General features: G+C 71.8%; 17 protein-coding genes. 7 read left to right on the forward strand and 10 right to left on the reverse strand.

The genetic code is table 11. The annotated features are described in order from the left end of the window. Positions 1-186 precede the first annotated feature (186 nt). The 3 genes from ABEA10_RS15150 to ABEA10_RS15160 form a co-directional block, all read right to left on the reverse strand. Positions 187-1,173, reverse strand: coding sequence for a 1-acyl-sn-glycerol-3-phosphate acyltransferase (locus ABEA10_RS15150; protein ID WP_345463597.1), 987 nt, complete (start codon positions 1,171-1,173; stop codon positions 187-189). Between the two features lie 11 nt (positions 1,174-1,184). Continuing rightward, entirely contained in the window at positions 1,185-2,009 is an 825-nt protein-coding gene (locus tag ABEA10_RS15155) for a patatin-like phospholipase family protein (RefSeq protein WP_345463600.1), read from the reverse strand. A gap of 86 nt (positions 2,010-2,095) precedes the next feature. Next, positions 2,096-3,013: an SDR family oxidoreductase gene (locus tag ABEA10_RS15160; RefSeq protein ID WP_345463603.1), complete on the reverse strand. Its 918-nt coding sequence runs from the start codon at positions 3,011-3,013 to the stop codon at positions 2,096-2,098. 53 nt (positions 3,014-3,066) lie between these two features. On the opposite strand from ABEA10_RS15160, the gene ABEA10_RS15165 reads away from it, so the two are divergent. Continuing rightward, a complete protein-coding gene (locus tag ABEA10_RS15165) occupies positions 3,067-3,669 on the forward strand; it encodes a TetR/AcrR family transcriptional regulator (RefSeq protein WP_329237901.1) in 603 nt (200 codons plus the stop codon). A 116-nt stretch (positions 3,670-3,785) separates the two neighbouring features. On the opposite strand, the gene ABEA10_RS15170 is transcribed toward ABEA10_RS15165, so the two are convergent. Further along, positions 3,786-4,184 carry a hypothetical protein gene (locus ABEA10_RS15170; protein ID WP_345463615.1) on the reverse strand — a complete coding sequence of 133 codons (399 nt, stop codon included), beginning with the start codon at positions 4,182-4,184 and terminating at the stop codon, positions 3,786-3,788. A gap of 499 nt (positions 4,185-4,683) precedes the next feature. Here ABEA10_RS15170 and ABEA10_RS15175 point away from each other — a divergent pair, with 499 nt between their 5' ends. Both ABEA10_RS15175 and ABEA10_RS15180 read left to right on the forward strand, forming a co-directional pair. Then, positions 4,684-5,472 (forward strand): SDR family NAD(P)-dependent oxidoreductase, encoded by a 789-nt coding sequence (locus tag ABEA10_RS15175; protein WP_345463618.1) that lies wholly within the window; start codon positions 4,684-4,686, stop codon positions 5,470-5,472. A 144-nt stretch (positions 5,473-5,616) separates the two neighbouring features. Next, positions 5,617-6,240 carry a hypothetical protein gene (locus ABEA10_RS15180; protein WP_345463621.1) on the forward strand — a complete coding sequence of 208 codons (624 nt, stop codon included), beginning with the start codon at positions 5,617-5,619 and terminating at the stop codon, positions 6,238-6,240. 19 nt (positions 6,241-6,259) lie between these two features. Here the strand turns inward: ABEA10_RS15180 and ABEA10_RS15185 are convergent, their stop codons facing one another. Both ABEA10_RS15185 and ABEA10_RS15190 read right to left on the reverse strand, forming a co-directional pair. Continuing rightward, positions 6,260-7,396: an FUSC family protein gene (locus ABEA10_RS15185; protein WP_345463624.1), complete on the reverse strand. Its 1,137-nt coding sequence runs from the start codon at positions 7,394-7,396 to the stop codon at positions 6,260-6,262. A gap of 42 nt (positions 7,397-7,438) precedes the next feature. Next, the gene (locus ABEA10_RS15190) at positions 7,439-8,425 is read right to left on the reverse strand and encodes an AraC family transcriptional regulator (protein ID WP_345463627.1); all 987 of its coding nucleotides are present in this window, start codon (positions 8,423-8,425) and stop codon (positions 7,439-7,441) included. Positions 8,426-8,483: 58 nt separating this feature from the next. Between ABEA10_RS15190 and ABEA10_RS15195 the strand changes: the two genes are divergently transcribed. Together ABEA10_RS15195 and ABEA10_RS15200 are read left to right on the forward strand one after the other, a co-directional pair. Further along, the gene (locus ABEA10_RS15195; RefSeq protein ID WP_345463630.1) at positions 8,484-9,509 is read left to right on the forward strand and encodes an aldo/keto reductase; all 1,026 of its coding nucleotides are present in this window, start codon (positions 8,484-8,486) and stop codon (positions 9,507-9,509) included. 125 nt (positions 9,510-9,634) lie between these two features. Further along, complete coding sequence (locus ABEA10_RS15200) at positions 9,635-11,635, forward strand: protein kinase domain-containing protein (protein WP_345463633.1); 2,001 nt, start codon at positions 9,635-9,637, stop codon at positions 11,633-11,635. A gap of 14 nt (positions 11,636-11,649) precedes the next feature. On the opposite strand, the gene ABEA10_RS15205 is transcribed toward ABEA10_RS15200, so the two are convergent. Next, positions 11,650-12,489 carry an EamA family transporter gene (locus tag ABEA10_RS15205; protein ID WP_345463636.1) on the reverse strand — a complete coding sequence of 280 codons (840 nt, stop codon included), beginning with the start codon at positions 12,487-12,489 and terminating at the stop codon, positions 11,650-11,652. Between the two features lie 6 nt (positions 12,490-12,495). Further along, positions 12,496-13,017, reverse strand: a complete 522-nt coding sequence (locus tag ABEA10_RS15210; RefSeq protein WP_345463639.1) for a MarR family winged helix-turn-helix transcriptional regulator — start codon at positions 13,015-13,017, stop codon at positions 12,496-12,498. Positions 13,018-13,164: 147 nt separating this feature from the next. Here ABEA10_RS15210 and ABEA10_RS15215 point away from each other — a divergent pair, with 147 nt between their 5' ends. Continuing rightward, the gene (locus ABEA10_RS15215) at positions 13,165-14,559 is read left to right on the forward strand and encodes a sugar porter family MFS transporter (protein WP_345463642.1); all 1,395 of its coding nucleotides are present in this window, start codon (positions 13,165-13,167) and stop codon (positions 14,557-14,559) included. Between the two features lie 144 nt (positions 14,560-14,703). On the opposite strand, the gene ABEA10_RS15220 is transcribed toward ABEA10_RS15215, so the two are convergent. Together ABEA10_RS15220 and ABEA10_RS15225 are read right to left on the reverse strand one after the other, a co-directional pair. Continuing rightward, complete coding sequence (locus tag ABEA10_RS15220) at positions 14,704-15,429, reverse strand: dienelactone hydrolase family protein (protein WP_345463645.1); 726 nt, start codon at positions 15,427-15,429, stop codon at positions 14,704-14,706. Between the two features lie 185 nt (positions 15,430-15,614). Beyond that, on the reverse strand, positions 15,615-16,535 hold the full coding sequence (locus ABEA10_RS15225) for an oxidoreductase (protein ID WP_345463648.1): 921 nt from the start codon (positions 16,533-16,535) through the stop codon (positions 15,615-15,617). Between the two features lie 107 nt (positions 16,536-16,642). On the opposite strand from ABEA10_RS15225, the gene ABEA10_RS15230 reads away from it, so the two are divergent. Further along, positions 16,643-16,978 (forward strand): SbtR family transcriptional regulator, encoded by a 336-nt coding sequence (locus ABEA10_RS15230; RefSeq protein ID WP_345463651.1) that lies wholly within the window; start codon positions 16,643-16,645, stop codon positions 16,976-16,978. The last annotated feature ends 248 nt before the right edge of the window (positions 16,979-17,226 follow it).

Genomic DNA, 17,226 nt, shown 5'->3' on the forward strand with positions numbered 1-17,226 from the left:
GACGGCCGATACCGTCCGGTCCGAGTGGAGGGAACCGCGGCTGTCATGACACTCCCCTTTGCCAATCCACCGGCTGACGGTCCCCGGTTGCCGGGCACCAGCTTGCCGTCGGATCCGACCATTAGATACCGGGCTACCCCGGTAGAAGTACCGAGAACTATGCGCTAACCCCACACAGCGGGGCCATCATCCCTGCTCACGGCCTTCCGGACGGTTCTCTGCGACCCAGGCGTCGATGGTCTCCCACCAGTCGAAGAGCCAGCGTTCCCGGTGCTCCGCCGGAATCTCCTCGTGGGGAATCCTCCACCAGCGGGCGCGCAGAGGCTGGTCCATCGGGATGTTCCGCCAGACGTCGGACGGGGAGAGCAGGTCGTCCGCGCCGGTGTGCGCGACGAAGACGACGTCGGCGTGCGGCGCGGCGGCGAGCGCGGTGAGAGTGCCGGTCGCGCGGGGCGGCAGGACGTTCGGCATGGCGCGCGCCCGTTCCGCCGCGGCCCGACGGCCCCTCCGGCGCAGGCTGCGGATCGCGCGTACGCGGCGGCGCGGGGTGAAGTTGCCGCCTTCGGGGAAGATCAGCAGCGCGTCGCGGCCCTCCAGCCCGGCGGCCAGCCGTTCGATCTCGGCCACCGGCCGCCCGCCCGGCTCCTCGTTCCCCGTGACGAAGACGTTGGGCAGCCGTCCCAGCACGACGTCGACCGCCGGGTCGAGCCGCAGGGCCGCCTTCATGACGATCCGTGGCCGGCGCCCGTACACGTTGAGGAGGAAATGCACGATCAGGAACGAGTCGCCCGGTCCGGCATGCCGGCTCAGCACGATCACCGGCCGGTCCGAGGAGGCGTTCAGTGGTTCCTGGACCTCGATCGTGAGAGCGAGCGCGCGCGACCCGACGCCGTACATCCGGCCGAGGAACCAGGCGCACAGCGCGTAGTGCCGCTCGCGTACGGTCTCGGCGTCGCCGCGGGCGGGCCACAGCGCGAGGGCGGCGCAGAGCACGACGCACTCCATCACCAGCCACGACACCACGATGACCGTCACCCGCGCGACGCGGCGGCGGCCACGCGAGACGACCAGCCCGAGGAGAAGGACCGGCGTGCCCACCGCGACGGCGACGGCCGTGAGCACGACCAGCAGCGGGATGAGGGCCAGTCGCCGGACGAACCGTGGCGGGATCATGAGCCCGACGCTCAGTCACCCGCGAGGTACGCGCTGGTCGCGCGGTACGCCCGCTCGATGTTCGCCTCGACCCGCGAGGCGTCGCGGTAGCGCAGCTGCGACAGGCCCGCGCCCGCCACGGCCCCGCCGGTGGGGAGCACGTGGACGGTCACGTCATCGGGCAGTTCCGCCATCTCCTCGGCGAACCGGTGCCGCCGCGCGATCTCGAAGGCGACCAGGCCGACCTGCCAGGGCCGGGTCGGCCTGGTGAGCGGGGTCTCGATGCGGCCGACCTGGAGGACGTAGATCGTCCGGGCGCCCTGGCGCAGCGCCCGGCCGATCGGAATGCTGTGCACGAGCCCGCCGTCGTAGAAGTGCTCGTCCCCGATCCGCACCGGCGGAAGGACGCCGGGCACCGCGCAGGACGCGAGCACCGCGGGAACCAGCGGCCCGTGGGTGAACCACCGGGCCTCGGCCCGCTCGATGTTGGCCGCCACGCAGTGGAACGGCACCGCCAGGTCCTCGATCCGGTCGACCGAGATGAGCGTGTCGAGCGCCGTGGCCAGGAGGCTCGTGGAGTGCAGGTGAGTGCCCGACCGGATGAGCGTCGACACGCGGGTCAGGAAGGAGCCGGAGAAGACCGAACCCGCGCCGTCCCCCAGCCACGCCGTGGCGAGCAGGTCGGCCGCACCGCCCGGGTCGGCGGCCACGAAGGCCCCGTTGAACGCGCCCACCGAGGTGCCGACGACGAGGTCGGGCCGGATGTCCGCCTCGGCGAGCGCGCGCAGCATGCCCACCTCGTGGGCGCCCAGCAGACCACCGCCACCCAGCACGAACGCCGTTTTGGGACCTTCCACATCGTCTCCCGTCGAACGACCGCAGCTTGCTCCTCTTACCCAATCGGGACGATCGATCACCGGCTCGCCCGGCCCGGCTCAGGGGCTCAGACCCGTACGGGGACACGCGACGGCTTCCGGCGGGCCAGCTCGGAGTGGTAGCCGCGGCCGATCCGGTCGGCGTTCTCGCGCAGGTAGTCCGTCAGGCGGGTCGGGCAGGTGGCCTCGCCCTCGACCATGATGAGCTCGGCCATCAGCCCGTCGATCTCGTCGCGGGTCAGCACGACGTCCCTGGTCACCAGCGACAGCCCGCGCAGGAGCAGCGAGACGGCCGCCGGCGGGAGGTGGACGGGCCGGAACCGCCGGCCGATCGCGCCGGCGATGGCGCCGACCAGGTCCTCGAAGGTGAACCACTCGGGCCCGACCGCGTCCACCACCGTGTCGTTCTCCTCCGCCCCGAGCCGGACGCACAGTTCGGCGAAGTCCTCGACGTACACCGGGCGCAGGCGGTACCGCCCGTCACCCGGGATGCCGAACACGCCGAACCGGCGCAGCAGCCAGGCGATGTTGTTGAGCAGGATGTCCTCTCCGCCGAAGATGACACCGGGCCGGACGATGGCGTACGTCATGCCGCTCTTCGCGACGAGGTCCTCCACCTCGGCCTTGCCGCGGTAGTAGTCGTAGAAGGAGTCGGCGTCCGGGTTGGTGATGCTGACGTGGACGACGCGCTCGACGCCGGACCGGGCGGCGGCCTCCAGCAGCGCGGCGGTGTTGGCGACGGCCTGCCGGTGGCTGGTGCCGCCCGGCGCGTACCGCACCCAGTAGGTGTTGTAGAAGGTGGTGACACCCGCGAACGCCTCGTCGAGCGCGCCGGGGTCGTCGAAGCGGTAGGGGAACGCCGCGATGTCCGCGTCGGCGGGTGCGTGCCCCGTCAGCGTACGGACCGTGCGGCCTGCGCTCTCGAGGCTCCGCCTGAGATAGGTTCCGGTGTATCCGTACGCTCCGGTCACAAGATCGGTCGGCATGACGTCACCTTTTCTCCCTGGAGGAATCGCGTCCATGGAAATCATACATACGTATGAGTGAACGGCAGGAGATCACGCGCGCCCGCCTGTTGCGAGCGACGCTGGAGGTGCTCGGCCGGGGCGGCGTCGCGCGGACGACCTCGCGGGAGATCGCCGCCGCGGCCGGGGTGAACCTCCAGGCGATCACGTACCACTTCGGTTCCAAGGACGACCTCGTCGCCCAGGCGCTGGTCGACGCGGTCCGCACCTGGATCGAGCCCGCGCGCACGGCGCTGACCGGCATCGCGGGCGACCCGCTCGGCGGCCTGTTCGCCACGATCGAGGCGCTGCGGGAGGCGCTCGACGAGGCGCACGCGCACGTCCCGGCCTACCTCGAGGCGCTGGCGACCGCGGCACGCGACGAGGCGGTCCGCGCCCCGATCGTGGCGCTGCTGACCGAGCTGCGGGAGGCGCTCGCCGCGAGCATCGGCGAGCTGCGCGACGCCGGGCTCCTCGCCTCGTGGGTGGAGCCGGAGCCGATGGCCGCCCTCATCGTCGCGGCGGGAGACGGGTTCGTGCTGCACACGACCCTGGACCCGGAGGCACACGCCCCCGGCCCGGCACTGGACCAGGTCACCCGGCTGCTGCTGGCCGCGATGCGCGACCAGCCCGAGTGACCCGGGGCGCGCCCGAAAGCCCGGCGGGAGCGGAGCGGGCGCCGACGTGGCCGGCCCGCTCCCCCGTCGACCGGGGAAGCGGGCCCAGTGGTTCGGTCCGATCCGGCGCCCCCTCTTCAGCGGTCGCAGGCGGACCTGATCCGGTCTCCGGCACTCATCAGGCTGGTGCCGGTCGCGGGGTACTGCGGTCCGCCGCGGTCGCCGCGGTCCATCGCCGTGAGCTGCTGGCTGAGCTGCTCGAGCGCGGAGGCGGCGTCGTTCGCCGCGCTCTCGACATCGCTGTCGCCGGAGTCCCGCCCTTCCTGCCTCATCGCGGTGGCGCTGTTGTAGTAAGTGCGAGCGAGCCCGTTCGGATCATTGTTCTGGGAAATGCCACTCTGGCTCACCTGCGAAATCGTGTCCTGGAGCTTGTCACAGGCGGATTTCTTGTCATCGTTGCCGCACGCGGCCGCGGACGTCGCCAGTGTCGCGGCGAGAGCACACGCTCCGGCGATTCGTATCGGTGTTCTTCGCATCGAACTCGACTCCTTTCGGGGGCCGGCGACGAGCTACCGCCGCCCGTCGTGGTGCCGTGTCAAGATCTTTCGTTCACCTCCTTCGATCTGGAAACATCATGCATCACTCTACGTGTTCGTCCCATCACTTTCGGGTTAGGTCTCAGGACCGGTGAATCCGCGCCCTTCGAAAAGGGCTGACCTGCGGAAATGTGAAAGGCGCCGAAGGAAATACCGGCCGGTCCGGCCGTATCGATCACTCCGCGGCCGTGAGAAGGGCCGCGGACCCGGCCTTTCCCTCACCCGGCAGACGGAAGATCGCGATGCGGCGACGCGACAATTGCGGCGATCCGTCGCCGCGGCGAAGACCAACAGCGCGCCCCGGCGACCGGTGTACCGCTTCCGGCCGGTGAACGTCCCGGCGCCGCGGCCACGCTCCGGGGTGGGTGATGCATGAGACCCGCTCCCGCGTTCGTAGAGTAGGCGATCGCTCACCGTTCGCTGGGTACGGAGGAACTCTATGGACATCGATCTGAGCGGACGCACCGCCCTTGTCAGCGGATCGACCAAGGGGATCGGCCGGGCCATCGCCGCCCGGCTGGGCCGCGCCGGCGCCGCCGTGGTCGTCAACGGACGGAACGCCGACCAGGTGGCCGCGACCGTACGCGACCTCGCCGGCGACGCGGGCCCCATCCGGGGCATCGCGGCGGACCTGGCGTCCGCCGAGGGCGCGGCCCGGCTGTTCGACGAACTCCCCGAGGTCGACATCCTCGTCAACAACCTCGGCATCTTCGGGCCCCGGCCCGTGCTGGAGATCGACGACGACGAGTGGCGCCGCTACTTCGAGGTCAACGTGCTGTCCGGCGTGCGGCTCACGCGCCACTACCTGCCGAAGATGACCGAGCGGGGCTGGGGACGCGTGCAGTTCATCGCGAGCGACTCGGCCGTCGTCATCCCCGAAGAGATGGTGCACTACGGCATGACGAAGACGGCGCTGCTGGCGGTGTCGCGCGGGTACGCGAAGGCCGCCAAGGGCACGGGGGTCACCGTCAACGCGGTCATCGCCGGGCCGACGCACACCGAGGGCGTGGAGGACTTCGTCGCCCAGCTGGTGGGCGCCGACGTGCCGTGGGACGAGGCGCAGCGGCGCTTCATGACCGAGCACCGGCCGAGCTCCCTGATCCAGCGCTTCATCGAGCCGGAGGAGATCGCCGACATGGTGGTCTACCTCAGCTCGGAGAACGCCTCGGCCACCACCGGCGGCGCGCTCCGGGTGGACGGCGGCTACGTCGACAGCATCCTGCCCTGACGGACCCGGGACGCCGCCTCACGGCTTGGTCTGCGACCGGTACCGATCATCACCAGCAGTGGCAAAAACGCGCGTCCGGCTCTCCACGCGGGCCGGACGCGCGTGATGACGTCTCTCCGAACACCAGAACTCGGAGGACTCTTGATGATCAGATCTCTGGCCGGATACGCGGTGACGGCCGCCACGCTCGTGACCGGCGGCGGCCTCGCTCTCGTCGCCGCGCAGGCGCCCGCGTACGCCGGCGGCTTCTCCACGGTCTACTCCTGCGACGTCCCGATGCTGGGATCCACGACCGTCGTGCTCGACGGGTGGCTCTCCTCGCCGGGCCAGACGGCGGTCACCCGGCCGACCGGCGTCCGCCTGCACCTCTCGCGGCTCGCCGTCAACGCTCCGGTGCCCATCGGCTCCTGGAGCGCCTCGGCGTGGATCAACGTCGGCGGCGCGGAGAACACCGCGTTCCGGGTGGCCGGTGCCGGCGGCTACGTGCCGGTGGGCCAGCCGATCCGCGGCGACCTCACCGGCGACTGGACCCCGGCCGTCGGCGGCACCGACACGCTCAGCGTCGGCCGCCTCAAGATCACAACGAACAGCCCGGCCATCGGCACGGTGACGGCCCGCTGCGTGCCGAACGACCGGCCGACGGCCGAGACGCTGGCGGTCCTGCCGTCGTACCACCCCGGCTGGAGCGGTCCGATCGTGCCGCCGTACGCGGGCTGGGCGCGTCCCGTCGCGCCGTACCGGCCCAGCTGGAGGGGCCCGCTGGCGTGACGCCGCGCCGGGACCTGGCTCACGGCTCCCGTCCGTGGGACAGGTCCTGGTCGGCCGCGAGGCCGGTGAGCATCCGGTCGATCTCGATGAGGAGCGGTCCGTGGATCAGCCATCCGTCGAGCCGGAACTCATCGGCCCGCAGCCGTTCGTGCAGATGGCCGCTGCGCTCGCGCGCGGACTCCAGAACCTCCGGCAGGTCCGGGGCACCGGTGCCGAGGAACCTGCGCCGGTAGGCGCGCACGACCGTGGCGCCGTGGCGCAGCATCTCGGCGTAGACGGCGAGGAACCGGGGGTCGGGATCGGGCATGCCGTCCGCGCCTGCGTCGACGAGGGTCCGGCAGATGCCCTGCGTCTGCTTGGCCACGATCTCCAGGGGCAGCAGCACCGGCGACAGGTCCTCGCCCCGGCCGCCGGGCCGCGGGCGCGGGTTCATCCGCATGCTCTCCCGGCCCCGCCGGATCGCCGCCCACGCGTCCTCCGTACGGGCCCTCAGGTCGTCCGACCGGCGCAGCCAGTCGCGCGCGTCGTCCGCGTCCCACTCGCCGGCGAGGCCGTCGCCGAGCCGGTCGAGCTGACCGGCGATCTCCTCCGCCACGCCGGTCACCGACTCGTGGGCGTCGCGCAGGTGCGTCGGAGGCAGGATGAGGGCGTTGACCAGCACGCCGACGGCGATGCCCAGCCCGGTCTCGACAAGACGCCAGGCCATGGCGTGCCCGGTCGGCTGCCCCGAGGTGATCACAAGCACCGCGGTGAGCGGACCGTAGATCCCCTGATCGCCGAAGGTCCGCCAGTTGACCAGCGGCATCGTGACGAGCAGCACGACGATGAGGGCCGTCGTACGGTCGCCCGTCACCGCGTACCCGCCGGTCGCCACGACCACGCCGAAGACCACCGCCAGGGCCTGTTGCAGGCCCTTGACCACCGAGCGGTACACCGTCGTGTGCACCATGACGAGGGCGGCCCACGGCGCGAGGGACGCCAGGGGCGCGTGCAGCAGCTCGTACGCGACGACCCACGCGACGGCCGCCGCGACCGCGGACTTGACCGACTGGACGAGCAGGTCGCGCTCGCGGCTCGGGCCGCGCAGGGCGCGCCTCAGCGACCGGAGTCCGTATCCGGCGTGCCAGCGCAGCCACTCGACCGGGCGTACCACCATGGAGCACGACTGCCCGGACAATCGGACGATTAACGCGAGCTGCTACACACGGTCGCCGTGGACGCCGCGCAGGGTCAGCTCACGGTGGCGGGCCGGCGGGTGGCCGGTCATTCGCTTGAACGCGTTGCTGAAGGCGCTCTCGGAGCTGTACCCGAACTCGGCGGCCACCGAGCCGACCGTGCGTTCGCTCGACCGGAGGACGCGCGCCGCCGAGCGAATGCGCCAGCGCGCCAGGTAGTCCAGCGGTGGCAGGCCCACAAGCGTCTTGAAGCGCAGCGCGAAGGTGCTGCGGGACAGGCCCGCCGCGGACGCCAGCTCGGCCACCGTCCAGCGCCGGGCCGGCCGACGGTGGATCAGCGCGAGCGCGACGCCGATGCTCTCGTCGGTCAGGGCACGCAGCCAGCCGGGCAGCTCGCCCCCGCCACCAGAGACCAGCAGGGTGCGCAGGGCCTGGACGAACAGGATTTGGGTGAGCTGCTCGCGCATGCTCGCCGCACCGGGCGCGTCGCCGAGGGTCTCCTCGCCGAGCAGCTCCAGGATGGGCCGCAGCACCTGAGCACGGTGGCTGTCCGCGCCGATCCGCACGCAGGGTGGCATGTGGTCCAGTAGCAGGGCCGCGGTCGTGTCGTCGAACAGAACCGCGCCGCCGACCAGCACCGTACGGTCGCCGGCGTGGACGTTGTACCGCACCGTCTCGGGCCAGGCGCCCTCGAACACGGCGTAGCCGTCGACGGGCTCGGTCTCCAGATCCGAGGCCGAGGAGTACGGCCTACCGCTGGAGAGCAGGTAACAGTCGCCGGTCTCCAGGCGGACCGGCCCGGCGCCGTCGGCGATGATCCAGCACCCGCCCGCCAGAACCGCCCCGATCTTGATGTGCCGGTATCCGCGGTCGAAGCGCAAGGCCCACCGGCCGCCCGCCTCGAAGCGGGACGGCGACGCGACGTGCACGTCGAGCAGCGCAAGTACCTCGGAGAGCGGATCCACATGGTCCCCCGGACGGTCGAGCAGGCATTCCGGACGCTGAGTCATGGTGGGCCCGGATCGGCGTTCCTAGCCTGATCAGCGAGTCTACGAAAGGACAAAGCCGATGCGGTTCGCACAACTCGGGGCGACGGGCGTCTATGTCTCCCGGATCGCCCTAGGCACGATGACCTTCGGCGGCGCCGGCAGGCAGCCCTGGGACACCATCGGCGCCCTCGACCTCACCGCCGCGGACCAACTGCTGGGCGTGGCCCTTGACCACGGCGTGAACCTGATCGACACGGCCGATATGTACGCCGACGGCGAGTGTGAGTCGATGCTCGGCCGGCTGCTCGCCAAGCGCCGCGACGACGTCGTGCTCGCCACCAAGCTGGCCGCGCGGATGGGGACCGGGCCCAACCATGTCGGCCTGTCGCGGCTGCACGTCATGCGGGCGCTGGAGGACAGCCTGCGCCGGCTCCGCACCGACCACATCGACCTTTACCAGATCCACAGTGCCGACCCGATCACCCCGATCGAGGAGACCCTCTCCGCGCTCGACGACGCCGTACGGCAAGGCAAGATCCGCTACATCGGCGCGTCGAACCTCGCGGCGTGGCAGTTCGCCAAGGCGCTCGGGGTCGCGGATCGGCGCGGCCTGTCCCGGTTCGTGGCGTCGCAGTCGTACTACTCGCTCGCCGGCCGCGACATCGAGGCCGAACTCGTGCCGCTGCTGACCGAGGAGAACGTCGGGCTGCTCGTGTGGAGCCCGCTGGCCGGCGGATTCCTGACGGGCAAGTTCGACCGCTCAGGCGGCACCGAGGCGAACGCCCGGCGGTCCAGCGCCGACCTGCCGCCGGTCGACAAGGATCGCGCGTACGACATCATCGACGTGCTCCGCGACATCGCGGACCGGCGCGGCACTACCATCGCGCGGGTCGCGCTGGCGTGGGTCCTCGCCCAACCGCCGGTCACCAGCGTCATCGTGGGTGCGCGGCGTCCGGCCCAGCTCACCGACAACCTCGGCGCGCTGGAGTTGGAGCTGAGCACCGATGACCTGCGGCGTCTCGACGAGGCGAGCCGTACGCCGCTCGGCTACCCGGGCTGGATGCAAGCCGGTGTCGCCACCTGGCGCCATCCACAGACCGCCTGACCCTCGCGGACCGGTGCTGCACGAGCTACGGTCGTCGAGACGGGACGCGACGAAATGGGCTGCGGGTGGACGGTCGACGACGTACGGGCGCGAGGACACCGTTACGGCCCGGCGATCCCGAGCGGGTGGGTCCGTACACACTCCTGGCGCGGCTCGGCGAGGGCGGCATGGGCGCCGTCTACCTCGGGCGCGGCCCGGACGGGCGCCAGGTGGCGGTCAAGGTGGTACGCCCGGAGCTGGCGCAGGACGCGGGGTTCGCCGCGCGCTTCCAGGACGAGGTGAACAACGCCCGGCGGGTCGCCTCGTTCTGCACCGCCCAGGTGCTCGACCACGGCGAGTCAGGCGGCCGGGCGTACATGGTGACGGAGTACATCGACGGGGTCTCGCTCAAGGACTACGTCAGGCAGAACGGCGAGCTGTCGCCCGGCATGCTCCACGGCGTGGCCGTCGGGGTGGCCGCCGCGCTGGTCGCCATCCACGCGGCCGGGCTGATCCACCGCGACCTCAAGCCGGCGAACGTCATGCTGTCCTACTCCGGTCCGCGCGTCATCGACTTCGGCATCGCGCGGGCGCTCGACGCCGCCGCCGGGCTCACGATGACGGGCCGGCTCGTCGGGAGCCCGGGCTGGATGGCGCCGGAGCGCATCCTGCGGCAGCAGGTGACGACCGCCGCCGACATCTTCTCGTGGGGGTGCGTCGTCGCGTTCGCCCGCACCGGCGTCAATCCCTTCGGCACCGGCGACTTCTCGGTCATGTCCGCGCGGCTGGTGCACGGCGAGCCGATGATCGGCGACCTGCCCGCTCCCCTCGACCGGCTCGTACGGGCGGCGCTGGACAAGGACCCGCGCAACCGGCCGACCGCCCGGGACCTGCTGCTGGCCCTGGTCGGCGGTGAGACCGGTGATGCCGGCGAAGCCGCGGTGCTGGGCACCCTGACGGCCTGGCAGGACGCGGTACCGCCGGCGGGCCCCGACCCCGGTCACGGCCCTGTCCCCGGTCAGGGCTCCGTGCCACCCGCCGGGCCGGGCACGCCCGACGGGCCCGGTCACACCGTCGCGGCCGGGTCCGGCCTGCCCGGCGGACCGGGGCGGACCGTCGAGACCACGCCGGACCGTACGGCCCCGGGCGGGACCGTCGCTCCGGGTGCCACCGCCCCCGGCGGGTCCCGGCGGGGCAGGGTGCTCCTGGCCGCCGCGGCGGCGGTCGTCGTCGCGGCGGCGGTGACCGGCTGGCTGGTCACCCGCGACGACGGAGGAAAGCCCTCCGGGGCCACGGCCGGGGCGGGACCGGCGCCGTTGCCGAGCGACGCCCTGCTCGTGCGCATCGACCGGCAGAGCGGCTGGCCGAGCCGTTGCCACGGCAGCATCGGCAGGCTCGTCCCGACGACGCGTGTGGCGACCAAGGTGATCAGCGACGACGACAAGTGCGACATCCTGCCGCGCTGGTCGCCGGACCGGAAGCGGATCGCCTTCACCCGGAACGTCAGCGCCACGGTCAACGAACTGTGGATCACCAACGCCGACGGTTCCGGGACGCCCCGGATGATCACGAACATCATCGACGGCCGCACCCGTACCGCCTGGTCGCCGGACGGCAAGAAGGTGGCGATCGTCGCCAAGACGCCGTCGGGACGGCAGATCGCCGTGATCACGCTCGCCCGCCCGCAGACGCCGTTGCTGCTCACCGGCGACGGCGACGACAAGGACGACCCGGCCTGGTGCGGGAGCCGCATCGCGTTCTGGAGCACGAAGAGCGGCACCCAGCAGATCTACACCGTCGACGCGGCGACGGCGGGCGGCCGGTGGACCCAGGTCACCCATGACGAGCACGACGTCAACGACCCGTCGTTCTCGCCGGACTGCAAGACGATGGCCTACACCGAGCAGCCGGCCAAGGACGCCCGGCACATCTGGCTCACCCCGTCCGACGGCACCGGCACGCCGCACCGGCTGACCTCGGAGGCGACCCGCGACATGGACGCGACCTTCTCGCCGGACGGCGCGTGGATCGCGACCGCCCGCGGCGAGACGGCGCACCAGAGCATCTGGGCGGTCCGCGTCGACGGCACGGGCGCGGTGCCCGTCTCCTCCGGCGACCTGGGCATCGCCCACCCCGACTGGTCCTGAACGGCGACGCCGCCCTAACCGAGCGTGAGGAGGCCGATCGCGGCGGCGGCACCGAGGAGGCCGGCGGTCTGCGGGACGTTCAGCCGCTCACGCAGCGCGGTGATGCCCAGCAGGACCGGGATCGCCGGGTAGAAGGAGGACAGCACGACCGCCACGACCAGCATCTCCTCCCGCGTCGCCGCCAGGTAGAACATCAGCGCGGTGGCGGCCAGAGCGCCGGCGCCGGCCGCGAGGAGCACCTGGCGTACGCCCGCGCGCCGTGCGGCGGTGCCGGCCGTCAGGAGCAGCGGGAGGATGGTGAGCGCGGCGGCCAGGCGGCCCGTGACGACCGGCCAGGCGCCCGCGCGCGGCGCGGCCTGGGCCAGCGCGACGTACTGCAGGGCGATGCCGGTGCCGGCGACCAGGCCGTCGAACGCGGAGGCGCCCGTACGCCGTCCGCCGGCCGGACCACCGCGGGAGACCAGCCACAGGGCGGGCACGGCCACGGCGATGCCGAACCAGGACAGGGCCGAGGGGTGGTCGTCCAGCAGCGCGACGCCGACCACGGCGGGCAGCGCGACACCGCTGACCGCGCTGACCGGCACCACCACGCTCATGGCGCCACGGCTGAGGCCGCGGAACAGCGACAGCATGCCCACCCCGGTTCCGACTCCGGACAGCGCACCCCAGCCGAGGTCGGACGGCGGCACCGCGGTCACCGGGAACGCCGGGGCGGCGGCCAGCGCGAGCACGAGGCCGCCGACCTGCCCGGCGAGGGCGACGGCGACGAAGCCCGCGCGGCGTGAGAGCAGCCCGCCGCCGAAGTCCGACAGCCCGTAACACACCGCCGACGCGAGCGCGAGAAGCGTACCCACGCCCGCTCAGTCCGGCCGATCGCGCTCGGCCTGACCGACCGGGCAGACCGCGTCGTCCGTGCAGGCGCCGCGGTCGCAGAACCGGCAGAGCAGCTCGGTGTCGCCGATCTCCCCGTACGCGCGGGCCAGCAGCTTGGCCAGCAAGACCGCCAGCGCCTGGTGCTCCTCGTCGTCGAGGGCGCCGAGCAGATGGGTGAGCGGAGCGTCGCGCGCGGTCAGCAGGTCACGCGCGAGCCGCCGCCCGGCGCGCGTGGACGTCACGGTGACGCTCCGGCCCTCACCGGGCCGCCGCTCCACCAGGCCGGCGGCCTCCAGGGAGTCGACCATGCGGGCGGCGGCGGACTGGGTGAGCCCCACCCGGCGGCCCAGCTCGGTCACGCCGACGCCGCGCGACCAGTACAGCACCACGAGGGCCGACGCTCCGCTGACGCTCACACCCGCGGCCCGCGCGGCACCGGCCAGCGCGAGGTCGCCCACGGCCAGAGCGGTGGCACCCAGGAGGTTGGCGGTACGCGCTCTATCATGCATGACTCATGCATATCACAGCCCGGCGGACTCACGGCGCGTACATGAAGGCACGCAAACCGGGTAGACGCGATGACCGGTGCGGAAACGCCGCGGCTCGCGACGTCCGCGCCGATCGGCGGCGTGAGAACGTCGAGAGGAGTACATGGCATGCCGAGTTTCACGCGCGAGGCGGCGCGTAATCCGTTCATTCTGAAGATCTCGCTGCTGGCCGCCCTCGGCGGGCTGCTGTTCGGCTACGACACGGGCGTCATCTCCGGCGCGCTGCTGTACATCAAGAAGGATCTGCACGCCGGCGACCTCGCCCAGTCGTGGATCGTGGCCGGCCTGCTCGTCGGCGCGGTGTTCGGCGCGCTCGCCGGCGGGCGCCTGGCGGACCTCATCAGCCGGAGATGGACGCTGCTGGTCAGCGGTCTCGTGTACGTCGTGGCCGCCTTGGCGGCGGCGTTCTCCCAGTCGTCCGGTCAGCTCGTCGCGGCACGGATGGTGCTGGGCCTGGCCGTGGGGGCGGCGTCGGCCGTGGTGCCGCTCTACATCGCCGAGCACACGCCGCCGAAGATCCGTGGTGGCACCGTGTCGTACAACCAGCTGATGGTCACCGTCGGCATCCTCGTGGCGTACCTCGTCGACTTCGCGCTGCGCGGCATCGGCTCGAACTGGCGCTGGATGCTCGGTCTCGGCGCCCTGCCGGGCGTGTTCCTGGTCCTCGGCATGCTCTTCGTGCCCTACTCCCCGCGCTGGCTGATGCAGCGGGACCGCCGGGACGAGGCCCGCGAGGTGCTGCGCCGCACCCGCGGGGGCGAGGACTACGAGGAGGAGATCACCGAGATCGAGTCGGTGCTGTCGGAGGAGCGCCGCGCCGGGCTCGGCGCGCTGCTGCGGCCGTCGCTGCGGCCGATGATGGTCGTCGGGATCGGCCTCGCCGTCATCCAGCAGGTCGTCGGCGTCAACACGGTCGTGTACTTCTCCCCGACCATCCTCACCTACACCGGCCTGCACGCCAACGACGCGATCGCCCAGGCGCTGTCGGTCGGCATCACGAACGTCGTCTTCACCGTCATCGCGGTCCTGCTGCTCGACCGGGTCGGCCGCCGCGTGTTGCTCATCGTCGGCACCGTCGGGCTGACCATCGCCCTCCTGACGCTCGCCGCGTTCTTCGCCTTCCACTGGCAGCACTCCGCACCGTGGGTGGCGCTGGTCGCCCTGGTGGTCTTCATGGCCTCGTTCGCCGTCGGGCTCGGCCCGGGGTTCTGGCTGATGATCTCCGAGATCTTCCCGCTGGGCGTACGGGGCACGGCGATGGCGGTGTGCAGCGTGTTCAACTGGGCCGCCAACTTCGTCGTCTCCTACTACTTCCTGCAGCTGGTCGACGCCATCGGCAAGGCCTGGACGTTCAGCCTGTACGCGGTGATGGGGCTCATCGGCATCGCGTTCTTCGTCACCAAGGTCCCCGAGACCAAGAACCGCACGCTGGAGCAGATCGAGCGCGACCTCGGCGCCCCATCGTCACCCGCGCGCGCGAGCACGCGCCACCGGACGGCCTGACTACGGATCAGCAGGTCGAGGGTTCGAATTCCTCCGGCTGCGCCCAGGTCGGCGGCCGGTTCCTCCCGCTGCGCGACCCGGACGCGCCCGAGCTGGACGAGCACGACGACGGCGGGCAGCAGTGAGCGTCAGAAGCCGACCAGATCACTCCGTTACGGGCAGGCATTCGGCGAGCAGGTCGACGACGTCGCGCCAGGCTCGCTGCGCGTGACGTGGGTGATAGCCGACGCCGGGTACCACGGCATGGTCGACCGGTGGGTGGTGGAAGGCGTGCAAGGCTCCGCCGTAGACCACGAGGCGCCAGTCGACGCCTGCGGCCTGCATCTCGGCCGTGAACGCGTCCCGCTGCGCGGGAGGCATGATCGGGTCTTCGGACCCGACCCCGGCCCACACCGGGCAGCGAATGCCTGCCGCCTCGCCCGGTCGGCCCGTGGTCAGTGCGTTGACTGTCCCGATCGCGCGCAGGTCGACGCCGTCGCGCCCGAGTTCCAGCGCGATCGCGCCCCCGGTGCCGTAACCGATAGCGGCGATCCGGTCGGGGTCGGTCCGCGGTTCGGCGCGCAACACGTCGAGCGCTGCGTGGCCGATGCCCCGCATCCGGTCGGGGTCGGCGAGCAGCGGCATGCAACGGGCCAGCATCTCCTCGGGGTCGCCCAAATAGCGCCCGCCGTGGATGTCGAAGGCCAGCGCCACGTATCCCAGCTCAGCCAGGGCCTCGGCCCGACAGCGCTCGACGTCGCTGAGCCCCAGCCCCTCGGGCCCGACCAGAACCGCGGGCCGACGGTCGACACCGGTGGGGAGCGCGAGGTGTCCGATCATCGTTAGGCCGTCGGCCGGGTATTCGACCGTGCGTGTTGTGACCGTCGTCATGAGGCTGGACTGTAGTGATCCGTCGAGCCGGTCGGGCCGGTGTTCGCCGCCGGCAGACGAGGTGCCGCATGGTCGGCCAGACGGGTTGACCAAGGCCGCGGAGGAGGTGGCCGGCGCCCCGGCCGCCCCGCAAGTTGAGCTCTCAGGCTGCGGTGAAGCCTCCAGCGACGGGCAGGTGAGCGCGCTCACGAGTGCTCCACGAGGTCGTAGCGGACGCCGGTCAGTTGCGCGGACCGCAGCCACAGGCGGCGCTGCAGGTCGGCGTCGTGGGACTCTGCGCTCGACTCTCGGCGGACCGGATGTCCCTTGAATTCCATGCGGCCGTCCGGGCAGTAGTACTCTCCGCCACGGGCCGCCGGGTCAACGGCGGCGCGCACCAGCGACAGCGCTCCGATCTCGGCGGGATGGGTGATCGGCCGCCAGATGCCCCATGAGGCGCCGCGGGCCAGGGTGTAGACGGGCATGTTCCGGTTGAGCTCGGTGCGGGCGCCGCCGGGATGCGCGGCCAGTGAGACGGTCCGCGCGCCGGACGCTTCGAGGCGACGCTGCAGTTCGTAGGCGAAGAGCAGGTTGGCCAGCTTGGACCGGCTGTAGGCCGATCCCGCCCGGTACTTGCGCTCGGACTGGAGATCGGTGAAGTCGATCCCGCCGCGGGTCTGGCGATGCGCAGGGCTGGTCACGGTGACGACGCGGGCGCCGTCGACGTCGTGCAGCAGGTCGAGCACCAGGCCGGTGAAGGCGAAGTGGCCGAGGTGGTTGGTGCCGAACTGCATCTCGAAACCGTCTTCAGTACGCCCGTACGGCGTCCGCATGATCCCGGCGTTGTTGATCAACAGGTCCAGCTTCGGGTAGTCCCGGTGCAGGTCGGCGGCGGCCTGGCGGACCGAGGCGAGGGAGGCGAGGTCGAGGTGCAGGATCTGTGCTCCGCGGCCGATGCGGGCGGCGGCGGTGGCCGCCTTCTCAAGGTCCCGGCAGGCCAGCACGACGGTCGCACCGTGCTCGGCGAGGAGCCGTGCGGTCTCGAAGCCGGTGCCGGTGTTGGCCCCGGTGACGACGGCGATCCGTCCGTACAGGTCGGCTATGTCGGCGGCGGTCCATCGGGTCATGACATCCTCCAGACGTCCGGGTAATAACCGGGACGCACGTCCCGGTTACTTTCCCGACGAAGGAGTCGCTCGTCGAGGCGGTCCTGCTCAGTCGGGTAGAAGCGATCGTGGAGCGGGCGGAGTCGCTGCTCGAGGCCGACGATCCGGGAGCGGCGTTCTTCGACTTCTTCGCCGGCCTGGTCGCCGAGGGGGCGGCGAGCCAGGGCCTGGCCGAGGCATTGATCGGTGCGGGATTCGATCTGGAGGCCATCTCCACCGGCGACGACTACAACGTGATGGGCCTGCTGCAACGATTGCTGGTCCGAGCCCAAGGGGCCGGGGCCGTCCGGAGAGACGCCGAAATCAGCGATCTCAAGGCACTGATCGGAAGCTGCACGTCGCGGCGGGACGAGGTCGCACGGGAGCGGATGGTCGCCATCGTCCAGGCCGGGCTGCGCCCCTGAGTTACGCCGGGCTGCGCCCCTGAGTTACGCCGGGCTGCGCCCCTGAGTTACTTCGCGGCACAGGACGAACTCCGTGACCGCGTGACCGACGAGAGCGCCGGCAACGCCGCACGAACTCGGCCGCGGGACGCCGGGGCCCATGGTCGCGGAGTGTCACCGTCGGTGCGAATCGCGACGCTGGCCATCTTTTAGAAAAGCGTTCTAGAATCGGGATCGCATCCGCGAGGGGGTGCTCAGGCAGCTTCCAC

It is taken from the genome of Actinoallomurus oryzae (assembly GCF_039541955.1).
Lineage (GTDB): Bacteria > Actinomycetota > Actinomycetes > Streptosporangiales > Streptosporangiaceae > Actinoallomurus > Actinoallomurus oryzae.

Bases quoted from the DNA above. Each gene is read 5' to 3' on its own strand.
- ABEA10_RS15170 (WP_345463615.1), bottom strand. From the start codon at position 4,184: ATGCGAAGAACACCGATACGAATCGCCGGAGCGTGTGCTCTCGCCGCG.
- ABEA10_RS15225 (WP_345463648.1), bottom strand. From the start codon at position 16,535: ATGACCCGATGGACCGCCGCCGACATAGCCGACCTGTACGGACGGATC.
- ABEA10_RS15215 (WP_345463642.1), top strand. From the start codon at position 13,165: ATGCCGAGTTTCACGCGCGAGGCGGCGCGTAATCCGTTCATTCTGAAG.
- ABEA10_RS15220 (WP_345463645.1), bottom strand. From the start codon at position 15,429: ATGACGACGGTCACAACACGCACGGTCGAATACCCGGCCGACGGCCTA.
- ABEA10_RS15185 (WP_345463624.1), bottom strand. From the start codon at position 7,396: ATGGTGGTACGCCCGGTCGAGTGGCTGCGCTGGCACGCCGGATACGGA.
- ABEA10_RS15160 (WP_345463603.1), bottom strand. From the start codon at position 3,013: ATGCCGACCGATCTTGTGACCGGAGCGTACGGATACACCGGAACCTAT.
- ABEA10_RS15150 (WP_345463597.1), bottom strand. From the start codon at position 1,173: ATGATCCCGCCACGGTTCGTCCGGCGACTGGCCCTCATCCCGCTGCTG.
- ABEA10_RS15195 (WP_345463630.1), top strand. From the start codon at position 8,484: ATGCGGTTCGCACAACTCGGGGCGACGGGCGTCTATGTCTCCCGGATC.
- ABEA10_RS15175 (WP_345463618.1), top strand. From the start codon at position 4,684: ATGGACATCGATCTGAGCGGACGCACCGCCCTTGTCAGCGGATCGACC.
- ABEA10_RS15165 (WP_329237901.1), top strand. From the start codon at position 3,067: ATGAGTGAACGGCAGGAGATCACGCGCGCCCGCCTGTTGCGAGCGACG.
- ABEA10_RS15210 (WP_345463639.1), bottom strand. From the start codon at position 13,017: ATGCATGATAGAGCGCGTACCGCCAACCTCCTGGGTGCCACCGCTCTG.
- ABEA10_RS15190 (WP_345463627.1), bottom strand. From the start codon at position 8,425: ATGACTCAGCGTCCGGAATGCCTGCTCGACCGTCCGGGGGACCATGTG.
- ABEA10_RS15180 (WP_345463621.1), top strand. From the start codon at position 5,617: ATGATCAGATCTCTGGCCGGATACGCGGTGACGGCCGCCACGCTCGTG.